The sequence below is a fragment of the Cellvibrionales bacterium genome, from assembly GCA_016713115.1.
GTDB lineage: Bacteria > Pseudomonadota > Gammaproteobacteria > Pseudomonadales > UBA7239 > UBA7239.
On sequence record JADJPU010000001.1, the window covers coordinates 661,004 to 673,868 of the forward strand.

The 12,865-nt window shown below is 53.0% G+C and carries 7 protein-coding genes and 1 pseudogene; 4 read left to right on the forward strand and 4 right to left on the reverse strand.

Features of this window, described 5'->3' with window-relative positions; translation table 11 throughout:
- The first annotated feature begins 21 nt into the window (after nucleotides 1-21).
- A pseudogene (gene cobT / locus IPK30_03275) lies at nucleotides 22-1,064 on the forward strand (nicotinate-nucleotide--dimethylbenzimidazole phosphoribosyltransferase).
- Nucleotides 1,061-2,557, forward strand: a complete 1,497-nt coding sequence (locus IPK30_03280; protein ID MBK8102319.1) for a cobyric acid synthase — start codon at nucleotides 1,061-1,063, stop codon at nucleotides 2,555-2,557. Before cobT ends, IPK30_03280 begins: the two are co-directional and overlap by 4 nt.
- Here the strand turns inward: IPK30_03280 and IPK30_03285 are convergent.
- The 4 genes from IPK30_03285 to IPK30_03300 form a co-directional block, all read right to left on the reverse strand.
- Nucleotides 2,538-5,864, reverse strand: coding sequence for an FG-GAP repeat protein (locus IPK30_03285; protein MBK8102320.1), 3,327 nt, complete (start codon nucleotides 5,862-5,864; stop codon nucleotides 2,538-2,540). The two genes, IPK30_03280 and IPK30_03285, sit on opposite strands and share 20 nt — an antisense overlap.
- Nucleotides 5,825-6,598: a hypothetical protein gene (locus tag IPK30_03290; protein MBK8102321.1), complete on the reverse strand. Its 774-nt coding sequence runs from the start codon at nucleotides 6,596-6,598 to the stop codon at nucleotides 5,825-5,827. The genes IPK30_03285 and IPK30_03290 overlap by 40 nt, the downstream gene beginning before the upstream one ends.
- A gap of 107 nt (nucleotides 6,599-6,705) precedes the next feature.
- Entirely contained in the window at nucleotides 6,706-7,095 is a 390-nt protein-coding gene (locus IPK30_03295) for a PilZ domain-containing protein (protein ID MBK8102322.1), read from the reverse strand.
- Between the two features lie 13 nt (nucleotides 7,096-7,108).
- Complete coding sequence (locus tag IPK30_03300; protein MBK8102323.1) at nucleotides 7,109-9,061, reverse strand: DUF1631 family protein; 1,953 nt, start codon at nucleotides 9,059-9,061, stop codon at nucleotides 7,109-7,111.
- A gap of 100 nt (nucleotides 9,062-9,161) precedes the next feature.
- Here IPK30_03300 and polA point away from each other — a divergent pair, with 100 nt between their 5' ends.
- Together polA and IPK30_03310 are read left to right on the forward strand one after the other, a co-directional pair.
- A complete protein-coding gene (gene polA, locus IPK30_03305; protein MBK8102324.1) occupies nucleotides 9,162-11,873 on the forward strand; it encodes a DNA polymerase I in 2,712 nt (903 codons plus the stop codon).
- 59 nt (nucleotides 11,874-11,932) lie between these two features.
- Nucleotides 11,933-12,793: a prohibitin family protein gene (locus IPK30_03310; GenBank protein ID MBK8102325.1), complete on the forward strand. Its 861-nt coding sequence runs from the start codon at nucleotides 11,933-11,935 to the stop codon at nucleotides 12,791-12,793.
- Nucleotides 12,794-12,865 lie beyond the last annotated feature (72 nt).

Consider the following 12,865-nt stretch of genomic DNA (forward strand, 5'->3'; position numbering starts at 1 on the left):
CCCCATTAACGGAGACTGATGATGTTTGATCCACACGCACTTTTCGCGGTACGCGCCGTCAATAAAACCCTGCAAGCGGACATCCAACACAAAATTGATTTCAAAACCAAACCGCTGGGTGCGCTGGGCACGCTGGAAACGATCGCGCTGCAAGTGGCACTGATTCAACAAACACTCACGCCGGCATTAAAAAACCACACTTGTTGTTGTTTGCCGGCGATCACGGCATTACCGCCGAAGGCGTGAGCCCCTTTCCGCAAGTGGTGACGCAGCAAATGGTGCACAATTTCGCCAACGGCGGCGCGGCCATCAATATTTTTTGCCGCCAACACCATATCGCGATTAACGTGGTGGACGCCGGCGTCAACGGCGATCTGCGCGGCCTACCCATCAAGCACGTCAAAGTAGCGGAAGGCACGCGCAACTTTTTACACGAGGCGGCGATGACTGCCGCGCAGTGTGAACAGGCGATTGCACGCGGCGCGATGTTGGTGCGCGCCACTGCCGAAGCGGGCAGCAATGTAATCGGTTTTGGTGAAATGGGCATCGGCAACACTTCATCGGCTACTGCTTTATTTGCTGCACTGTCTGGCACAGCCATAGAAGATTGCATCGGGCGCGGCACGGGTTTGGATGATGCGGGCTTGCAGCACAAAACCAAAATCCTCAATGCGGCATTGCAAAAACACGGCGCGTTGCCTAATCCGTTTGATATTTTGTGCACTTTCGGCGGTTTTGAAATCGCCATGATGGTGGGCGCAATACTCGCCGCCTGCGAGCAAAAAATGGTGGTGATGATTGACGGTTTTATTGCCAGTAGCGCCGCTGCCATTGCCTTTGCACTGGAACCACCAGCGCGTGATTACTGTATTTTCTCGCATTTATCGAACGAGTCTGGCCACAAAAAAATTCTGGATTATCTGCAAGTCACACCACTGGTTTCGCTGGGCTTGCGCTTGGGCGAAGGCAGCGGTGTCGCCGTTACTTATCCGCTCATTCAATCCGCCGTGTTGTTTTTGAATGACATGGCTTCGTTTGACGATGCGGGCGTATCCAATAAATGAAATCTGATTTTTTCACACAACAAAATTTTCGCGCACAACACTGCTTGATGGTGCAGGGCTGCACCTCAGATGCAGGCAAAAGCACTTTAGTGGCAGGCTTGTGTCGCGTACTGGCACGACGCGATATAAAAGTTGCGCCGTTCAAACCGCAAAACATGGCGCTGAACAGCGCCGTGACTATCGACGGCGGCGAAATTGGTCGCGCGCAAGCCGTGCAAGCGCAAGCCTGTTTTCTTGAACCGCACAGCGATATGAACCCTATTTTGTTAAAACCGAATACCGATGTGGGCGCGCAAGTGATTGTGCACGGCAAGGCACTCGCCAATATGGATGCCGCGCATTACCACCAATACAAAAGCGAAGCGATGCAATTCGTGTTGCAATCGTTTGCGCGTTTATCCGCGCAATACAACTGTGTTGTTGTGGAAGGCGCTGGCAGCCCCGCTGAAATCAATTTGCGCGACCGCGATGTCGCCAATATGGGTTTTGCCGAAGTCGTGGATTGCCCTGTGATTTTAGTAGCCGACATTGATCGCGGCGGCGTGTTTGCGCATTTGTGCGGCACGCTGGATTTATTGAGTGCATCTGAACAACAGCGCGTGGTCGGTTTTGTTATCAATAAATTTCGCGGTGATGTATCGCTGCTGCAACCGGGCATCGACTGGCTGGAACAGCGCACTGGCAAACCGGTATTGGCAGTGATGCCTTATTTGCACGGCCTGCATTTAGAAGCAGAAGACGCCATCGCTTATCAGCAGCCAGAAAAAAATCACAGCGAGCGCTTGCGCGTGATCGTGCCGGTGATGCCGCGCATCAGCAACCACACGGACTTCGACGCTCTGCGCTTGCACCCGCAAGTGGACCTCAGCTTTGTGCGTGCCGGTGAAGCTCTCCCACCTGCTGATTTGGTGATACTGCCTGGCAGCAAAAGCGTACGCGGCGATCTCGCTTTTTTACGCAGCAACAACTGGGAAGCGTATTTGCAGAAACATTTGCGCTACGGCGGAAAATTGATGGGCATTTGCGGCGGCTTTCAAATGCTCGGCAACAGCATTGCGGACCCGCACGCACTGGAAGGCGAAGCCGGCAGCGCGCAGGGTTTCGGTTTTTTAGACTTCGACACCGTTTTAGAACCGGAAAAACAATTGCTGCGCGTGACAGGCAAGCTGCAAGCCAACGGCGCGCGCGTGAGCGGCTATGAAATTCACTGCGGCGTGAGTCGCGGTTCGGCACTGGAGAATGCTGCCTTGGATCTTGGCGACCACAGCGATCGCGCGCTGTCTGCCGACGGCAACAGCTTGGGCACCTATGTACACGGCATCTTTGACGAGCAGGAATCGCTGACGAGTTTATTGGCGTGGGCTGGGCTGCGCGAGGTAGAGGCGTTTGATTATCGCGCGCGCCAAGAAGCAGATATTGATCGTTTAGCGGATGCCGTGGAGCAGTATTTCAATACTGAGTGGCTGTGTGCACTTATAGCCCCGCAGCGTTAATTATTTTTACGCTACCAATATCTTTCAGCTTCTTGTTTGCCGGATCATCAAAATTCGGAATACCAATAATAATATCTGCTTTGCCATCACTGTTGATGTCACCAGCACTCACTGCAAAACCAAAATAATCCTTCGCTACATCGCCGTATTTTGTTTCACCGATTTGCGCATAACCATCGCCGCTGAACACAGAAACACTACCCGCCATTTTGATCGATTTTTTCGGATTGGCGGTCGGCGCGTTGTCTTTCCACGCGCCGGCAATAATGTCTGCTTGGCTGTCACCATTCACATCGCCCGCTGCCACGCTGTAGCCGAGTTGAGCTTTGGCGTTGGTACCAAATGATTTCGTCAGTTGCTCGTCGTCGATGATAGAAAACACCGTCACACTGCCTGTGTCTTTGCGTTTGTTGTCGAGATCATCGGCCAGCGGCGCACCAACAAACACATCGTCATAACTGTCACCACTCACATCGCCAACTGTAACTGCTTTACCAAACTGCGAACCCTTCGCTCCGCTTTTTGTGAAGAACGGTTCTGCTGGGTTTGCCAGTAAATACGCTTTAACGCTGCCGCTATTTTTTACGGCATCAACACTGTCATTTGGTGCGCCGATGATGATGGCAATGCCATCATCGTTCAGTTTGCCCGCTGCAACGGAAGTACCTGCATAAGCCTTGGCATTTGCGCCATAGAACGGCGTGCCGAGTGGAACGAGGCTGCTGCCGGAATACACGGTCACGCTGCCTGCCAGCTTCAACCCCGTATCACCGGTCGCTTTCGGTGCGCCCACCAGAATATCCGGCGCACTGTCGCCATCCACATCACCCAGCGCCAGCGCCGCACCAAACTGTGATTTGGCTTGCGAACCATTGAGCGCCTCATCCGTCTTGTTGCCGCAATGCTCGCCTCGCCCATACAACACGGTCACGGTGCCAGTGCGTGTTGTGCCAGCATTCGGAGCACCTACTACAACATCGTCACAGCCATCGCCATCAATATCCGCACCACCCGCCACAGCAAAACCCATCGCATCTTTGGCGGCTGTGCCTTTGATGGAAGCCAGTTCCGTACCGTCTCTACCAGAGATCACCGCAGCGCGACCGATGTCTTTATTTACTTTTATTTTCAATAACTTATCAGCAGGAAAATCATAGCCTGGTGTGCCGATTATATAGTCGCCATAACCGTCACCGTTGAAGTCACCGGCAAACGCCACAGAAGAACCGGTTTTGTCGGCCTTCACTTCGCCGGTTATATCATCTGGTACTGGTACCGGATCATCGCAGGCATCGCCGATACCGTTGCCATCCCAGTCGCGTTGGTCAGGATTGGCGGCTGTTGGGCAGTTGTCAGTGCCATCACCAAGACCATCATCATCCGTATCGAGCTTCACGGTGACAGTCAACACTCGGGCAGCACCACCACTGAATGTGAATGTCAGACTTGTGGTGCCTTCCGGCTGTGTCGCCAAATAGCTTTTCTGAATAATTACATCATTGCCTGTGATCCAATAATCCGTTCCAAACACGAGCATTTGCCCTTCATTACTAATGTCCACGAGTGTGTTGCCGTTCAGTGTCATCGTAGTGAAAACAATGGACTGTTTAGACGGCTTCTTGTCGAAGTTGGCTGTATCCGGACTGATGATGCTGTCCAGCGGCGTATTGTCCAGTACAAAACGGTTGGATACCGCACGAACCTCATTGTCTGCCGTATCCTTCCCTCGAACATGTAAATACCAGTCACCGTCCACGCCTTCTTTTGTCAGCGCACTGCCATTATTCAAGGCCAGCCAGCCAGCCGTCGGCTCGGCTGTGTCTTGTGTCCAGGCATACTCCAGTGTGGACTCCACCAGTCCGCTGCCACCGCTGTCGGTAATCGTCGCCGTTACCGAAGTACTCCGCGCCAGCAATTCACTGCCGTTCGGGCTGAAAAGAACTGCTGGCGTTGTTCTGTCGATATTGACCGCGTATGGAGCAGACAAACTGTTTCCCAGCGAATCCGTGACCGTGAACTCACCGGAATTCATACCATCGCTGATGAAAAATATCTCGTCCCCTGGCGTATATATCCCCTGATCTGCCACGTTCATCGACCAGGTAAAAGAAGTAATCGGTGACGCACCTGTTTCCGCCGTGGCAGACACTCGGACACTGCTGTTTGTCCATTCCCCGCTTGCATAATCATCGCCACCAGTCACCTTGACCTTGGTTATCGTCAGTTTCAGGTCGCCCCGGCTGATCTTGACGGTGCGACTGTCCGTTTGCACATTGCCCATCCCATCTATCGCCTGAACAGCAATCGAGTGGATACCCTCATCCGATATCGTGATCGGACCTGAATAATTCGCCCATGTTTTGCCGCCATCCAGCGTATACCGCAACGCCGCCACACCACTGAGCGCATCGGTTGCCGCAGCCGTCACAACAACATTCTGGTTCGTCCATGTATCGTTTGCATAACTGTTACTGTCCTGTGTCTCCATCGACAGACTCAACACAGGCGGCGTGTTATCTATCAGGAATGCCGCCGAGGTTGTGTTTGCTGCATTCCCAGCATAATCCTTGGCTCGGATATGCAAATACCAGTTCCCATCTGCCCCAGCGTATGTAAATGGTGCCACTACTGTATAGGGAAGAAGAGAAAAACCACCCCAGCCACTGACAGGTGTGACGGCTGTTTGCGTCCAAGCATATTCAAGTGTGGAGGCGTTCAAACCGCTCGTCACATCCGTGGCCGTCACTAGGGTACTGATTGCCCTGAGCGGCGTAACGCTGCCATTCGGGGCAAAGGTGATAACTGGCGCAATGCGATCGCGTGATACCGTCAAAATGTATGTTTTGGGGGCTTTCATGTACGGCTCTACACGAACCTTGATCACTGCACCAGTCGCAGGAACCGGCACGGTGACGGTCGAACCGCTGGCTTGCCGCTGGTCATTGATATACAACGCCGCATAAGTAGGGTCTTTCAAAACGGCATTGATATGGACACTGGTGGCTTCCGGAGCAATATCATACTGATATGCGGTAATAGCTGAGGAAAAGGCAGGGGAAGGTGAGCCCTCCACCAGTGTCAAGCCACTCAACTCGTTATCACCCGGCACAGAGGTTTGCGCCCCCCAGCTGACAACAGTGCCGTCACTCTTTAATGCCAACGAGTGCGAGATACCTGCTGATATGGCAACAACATCGGCCAATCCGGCGGGAGGTGACGCTTTTCCTTGGGAATTCCCCCCCCAACCGACTACGGTGCCGTCATTCTTCAAAGCCAAGGCGTAGTCGTTCTGTGCCGAGATAGCCATCGTTTGGCCTTGCAGCCCAGTCGGCACATCAAGAATTCCGTCGCCGGTATAGTCCTTCCCCAAGCTGCAATCGTGCCGTCGTTTTTCAATGCTAATGCGAATAAATATCCTCCTTGAATATCCCTAACATTGCTCAAACCCGCAGGCATTGGTGTCGCGTCCGCCCCGTTTGAGCCCCAGTCAACAACCGTGCCATTAAATTTGAGAGCCATAGAGTAGTAGTTGCCAGCGGCCACCTTCGAGACAAAACTTTGTGCGGCAGATGGCACATTTGCTTGCCCATCAAGATTTAGCCCCCAGGCAACCACACCGCCTAAACCTCCTGTGCTAGGGCTTTCTACCACCACCAAATTATGCATCCCACCACTAGCCATAGAGATGACCTTGCCCAGCCCAGCCGGGATATTCAGCTCTCCCACATAATTAACACCCCATGCAACGACCGTACCGTTCGATTTGCGCGCTAGAAAAAGCTGGCTCTTGGCGTGTATTTCAACCACATCACTCAAACCCTCAGGTGGCTTCGCCCATGTAGAAATATTATTACCCCACGCGATAACAGTGCCATCCGATTTCAGGGCAATAGAGTTATTTTGGGCTGCTGCAATCTGGACTACTTTTACCGTATCAGCTACGCCATTTTGCGCAAATGGAGCCATTGTTCCGGCAAAGAGCAACACCGCTGTTATCGCTACTCCAAACTTTCCCAATATTTTTTCAAAAGTGGACCGCACCGTACAAACTCCCTACATTCCAGTTTCTTGTGGTGTTAGCCGCTACATAGTAACGCCTACTATTGTTGATATATCCCACCTTGCCAGAATGTGACAGATTTGCCCTGTCAATAAACCGCATTGCGCGGGTCTTCCATCATCTGCGCGATGCGATATTTCCACGGCTCGATATCCGTGCCGTCCGATTCCATCAACAAAAATCCGACCAAAAAATCGGTTTCACGCCCGACTTTTGCTACCCATTTCACTTCGCCGGTTAAGTGGTAGTGGCGCGGCTCGCCGATAAACTCCACGCACAACTGCAAGATGCTGCCGGGCGGCGTGGGTTTATCCATCACAATCTGCAAACCGTTTGCCGATAAATCTACGGTTTTAGACACAGCCACATTGGGTTTGCGCGCCTCACCTGTGGGCGAAGAGTAGGTTTCTACAAACACCACCAATTCCTGACCAATGCGCAATTCTGAACGCTGACAAGCAACATCTTGATTTTCCATGAGCGACTCCCTGTTAATCTTTTCGCAGTGTTTGAATGACTTTGGCTAATGAGTTTTCAAATTGATCGCCCTGCTGCACCACGCGCGCTTTGTTATCTAACAGCATTTTGATCAATTCATCGCGACGCGGTTCGGCTAATTTCTTGCCGTCGCGCCCCACAAAAATCAATTTATCCGAAGCATTGATCACCGCCGCCAATTTGCAGCGCTGGCGTTCGCCGTCGATTTCAATATCCACCCACGCGCCAATGCCGAGTGCGCGCACAGCCTGCTGCGCGGTTTCCCATTCGTCAATGCGCGCCTGCTTTTCTTCCTGCAACTGTCGATCGCGCTCCGCCTCTTCTTCTTTGCGTTTGCGCTCGGCGGTAACTTTAGCTTCTTTTTCTGCTACGGCTTTGGCATGTTGCGCCGCCTCTGTCGCAGCGCGCTCGGCTTCTTCAGCTTTTTTGCGCGCTTCTTCAGCAGCTTGTCGGGCTGCTGCTTCTGCGATTTTTGCTTGCTCTTCTGCGGCTTTGCGTGCAGCTTCTTCGGCGCGCGCCTGCGCTTCTAAACGCTCTTGTGCAATGCGCTCAGCTTCGCGCTGCGCTTTTTCTTTGGCCTGCCGACGGCGCTCCTGCTCAACGCGCTGCCGCTCGCCCAACTCTGCTTGCAACAGCGTTTGCCGTTGATACAACTGCAAAAATAGCGCGACCGTATCGCGAAAGACTTGTGAAAAATTATTGTCGGCATCCAACAAAATGATTTGTCTGCCCGTCAACAAATACGCAAACTCCTCTAGCGTTTTTTCCATACATTTTGCGCCGAGCACATTGGCAAATAGCAAGCGTTCGCCATCCGTCGATTTCAAAATCAAACGGCAGCGCAGGCGTTCATTATTGTCACGCGCATAAATTAGCCATTGTCCTTCGGGGATCTGTTTCACCTGATCCAACAACGCACTGCCAACATTGGCGGCCACACCCGCTGCTGCTCCAAGCTCCGATAATGGCTCCGCAGGGCGCACTTCTACTTTATTACCCAGCAAAATTTGCATGTGCAGTTTTTCAATGCGTGTCACCCAAGTTTCTAATTCCGCAGCATCCGAAATACTCACCAGTTGTTTGACGAGCTGAGGAATCACTTTGGGAATGGTTTGATACACCTGCTGCATGCCGGCTTCATCTTCTGCACCCAGCATAGAATCCACCAACAACTCGCCCACGCGCACAATGAGCTTCCAGTCATCGCTGGCTTTCCCCTTGCTGAGATACACCACTTTCATGGAGTGCAATAGAGGGCCTTTCAGTAATTCTTCCACTACATCGGGCATCGGCGCGCGCGCCAGCAGCGTGCGAATTTGTTGTCGCACTGCATAATCAGCTTCTTCACCCGCCAGCGTACCCAGCGCCGTTTGACGAATACGATCCACCAGTGTGTCGGCGCGCTGAAAGTCTTTCGCTAATTGCGCAGCCAATTCATCCAACCAAGTTTGAAACGGCGCAGTGGCCGGATCGGCTTGACGCAAACGCTGCAACATTTCTTCCAAACGCTGGCGATATTTTTCTCCCGGCTTGCCGAGCTCTGCACTCCAGTAGCGACCGGCATCCCACAGCTGATCCAACAAACGAAACAGCGGGTGTTGCAAATCGCGCAACACAGCAGGCTCGCGCAACAGCAACCCTGCCACCAGTGGTCGCAGCGCAAGAAAAGGCTGCAACAGCTCAGGTTCCAAATCGTTTTGCGATTGCCCCTGCTCAAAAACCTGATCGCAGAAATACAGCAAATTGGCTTCCTGCTGTGACAGCACCAGCACACCCGGACGCTGCACTGCTTGCTCCAGCGATTCATCGAGCGGCAAATCCACATTCTGCAAACCCACCAAACGCGCCAATAGCGTGGCGCGGGTGCGCTCATCACCCGCGCTCACTTCAGCGGTGGAAAATCGCCCTTGCGTTAGCGCTTCTTGCAGCAGTACATCAACAGACATCGAATAAACACAGTGGATGATTTATCCGGCAAGCATAACATTGCCAGCCGTGGCTTCTGTGGGTGTTATGCTGCCACTCGGTCAATAAAACGCTCCAACTATGAATCACGCAGACTGCATCCTCATCGACGGCTCCTCCTACCTCTACCGCGCCTTCCACGCCCTGCCGCCGCTGACCACCAGCAAGGGGCAACCCACGGGTGCGGTGAAGGGCGTGGTGAACATGCTGCGCAGCTTGCGCAAACAGTATCCGCACAGCGCGATGGCCGTAGTGTTTGATCCGAAAGGCGACACTTTTCGCAACACGCTGTATGCCGATTACAAAGCCAATCGCCCGCCGATGCCCGATGATTTGCGCGCACAAATTGCACCGCTGCACGCGGTAATTCGCGCCATGGGTTTGCCGTTGCTGATAGTCGAAGGTGTAGAAGCAGATGATGTGATTGGCACACTCGCCATACAAGCGCGCGAGCAAAAACAAGCCGTGCTGATTTCCACCGGCGACAAAGACATGGCGCAGTTGGTGGGCGAGCATGTCACGCTGGTCAACACCATGACCAATACGGTACTGAATCGCGAGGGTGTGATTGAAAAATTCGGTATCGCGCCGGAACAAATTGTCGATTACCTCGCGTTGATGGGCGACAAAGTAGACAACATCCCCGGCGTGGATAAATGCGGTCCGAAAACCGCCGTGAAATGGTTGCAGGAATACGGCACGCTGCAAAATGTGATGAGCAATGCTGAAAAAATTAGAGGCAAGATTGGCGAAAACTTGCGCGCCGCCTGCGAATTTTTGCCGCTATCGCAACTGCTCGCTACCATCAAAACCGATGTAGAACTGCCGATGAACTGGCAGGATTTACAGGCGAGCGAACCGGATCGCGCTGCGCTGCTGGAATTGTTTACTGAACTGGAATTTAAGAGTTGGATTGCCGACATCAACAATGGCGGCGATGTGATTGCTGCGGTAACGACTGCAACACCGACCACAGAAAAAATCACCGCGCACTACGACACCATCACCGAAATTTCACAACTGCAAGCGTGGATAGCACGCCTGCAAGCTGCGCCGTATTTTGCACTGGACACCGAAACCGACTCGCTCGATTACATGCAGGCCAATATTGTCGGCGTATCTTTTGCTGTCGCAGCGGGACAAGCGGCGTATGTACCCGTAGCACACGACTATCTCGGCGCACCCGCACAGCTCGCGCGCGATGTGGTTTTACACGCACTCAAACCACTACTGGAAGATGACGGCATTAAAAAAGTAATGCAACACGGCAAATACGACATGAATGTGTTTGCGCGCGCCGGCATTGCTTTGCGCGGCGTGGTGTATGACACGATGTTGGAATCTTATGTGTTGGATTCAGTTGCCACGCGCCACAACATGGACGATCTCGCCAAAAAATATTTGGCTTACGACACTGTGGCGTTTGAAGACATCGCCGGCAAAGGTGCCAACCAACTCACCTTCAATCAAATCGACCTAGAAAAAGCGGCTTTTTATGCCGCGGAAGATGCCGACATCACCCTGCGCCTGCACGAAACGCTGTGGCCGCAGTTAAGTGCAACACCGACGCTGCAATCGGTTTTTGCGCAAATTGAAGTGCCACTGATTCCCGTGTTGTCGCGCATTGAACGCAATGGCGTGCTGGTGGATGCCAAACGCCTGCATCAACACAGCGTCGAACTCGGTGAGCGCATGCACGCACTCACGCAAGAAGCCTACGCACTCGCCGGGCAAGAATTTAATCTCGGTTCACCTAAACAATTGGGTGAAATTTTGTACAGCAAATTGCAATTGCCCGCACTAAAAAAAACACCGACCGGACAACCTTCCACGGCAGAACCTGTGTTAGCAGAATTGGCGCTGGATTACCCGCTGCCGAAAGTGATTATGGAATATCGCGGCCTGAGCAAATTGAAATCCACCTACACCGATAAATTGCCGCAAATGGTGGACGCTACTACCGGTCGCGTGCACACCTCTTACCATCAAGCCGTGGCTTCCACAGGGCGTTTATCGTCTTCTGATCCCAACTTGCAAAATATTCCGATACGCACCGAAGAAGGTCGCCGCGTGCGGCAAGCGTTTATCGCACAAAAAAATCACAAAATTCTCGCCGCCGATTATTCGCAAATTGAATTGCGCATCATGGCGCATTTGTCTGCGGATGATGGTTTGTGCAGCGCGTTTGCACAGGGCTTGGATATCCACCGCGCCACCGCTGCGGAAGTGTTTGATACCGCACTGGACAAAGTCACCACCGAACAGCGCCGCAGCGCAAAAGCGATCAACTTCGGTTTGATTTACGGCATGTCCGCATTTGGTTTGGCAAAACAATTGCACATCGGTCGCAATCAAGCGCAGGAATACATTGATTTGTATTTCTCGCGCTACCCTGGGGTATTGCGCTACATGGAAGAAACGCGCCAGCAGGCCGCCGAGCAGGGTTTTGTCGAAACTTTATTTGGTCGCCGTTTGTATTTACCCGATATTCACGCCAAAAACGCCGGCTTGCGCCAAGCCGCTGAGCGCACCGCCATCAACGCGCCCATGCAGGGCACCGCGGCTGACATCATCAAACGCGCGATGATCGCTGTCGATGACTGGCTGCAAACTGCCCGCATCGACGCGCGCATGATTATGCAAGTACACGACGAATTGGTGTTTGAAGTTGCCGATCAACAAGTGGAAACCCTGCGCGCAAAAATCGGCGAACTGATGACCAGCGCCGCCAACCTGCGCGTACCGCTGGTGGTGGATACCGGCGTGGGCGACAACTGGGATGAGGCGCATTAGGATTGCCCACATGAAACACGCCCTGCTATTACAAAAAAACTTTTCATCAGGAGATGCACATGGACACCCCAAGACCCGCACTGAAATCTGCACTCAGCGCTGTTATCGCACTCATCGCGCTCAGTGTTTTGATGTCATCGTGGTACACCGTGGATGAAGGGGAGCGCATGGTCATTTTGCGCAACGGCGCGGCGATTGATACCGCCGAGCCCGGTCTGCATTTCAAAATCCCCGTTATCGATCGCGCCGTGCCCATTTCTGTGCAAACACTAAAAGTAGAATTTGGAGAGATGGCCTCCTACTCCAAAGACCAGCAACCGGCTGAGATTCGTCTGTCGGTCAACTTCCATGTACTGCCATCCAGCGTGCAGTCCATCTACTCCACTTACGGCTCGGTGGAAGGCTTGGTCGACCGCATTTTGCGCCCTCGCGTCAACGACTCCACCAAAAAAGTCTTCGGCCAATTCACTGCTGTATCCGTGATCCAAGATCGCGCCAAATTTGGCACTGATGTCTATCAAGCCGTCGTCAAAGCGGTAGGCGACGAAATGATCATTGAGTCAATCCAAATCGAAAACATTGATTTCTCCAATGCCTACGAGCAGAGCATTGAGCAACGCATGCTGGCCGAAGTAGAAGTACAAAAAGTGAAACAGAACTGGGAAAAAGAAAAAGTCTCCGCTGACATCACCCGTACCCGCGCCCAAGCAGAGGCCGATGCCAGACTCGCGCAAGCCACGGCCGAAGCCAAATCCATAGAACTGCGCGGCCAAGCTGAAGCTGCCGCCATCCATGCCAAGGGCGCCGCGCTGCGCGACAACCCGGCGCTGGTGCAGCTGATTCAAGCCGAAAAATGGGACGGCAAGCTGCCCACCACCATGGTGCCAAGCTCGGCCGTGCCGTTTATTGGCGTGAAATAACAGCGGGCGTTGCAGCACACCGAAGCCAGCCTTGCTCGTTCGGCACGAGTACTGTATAAATAACCACTATCT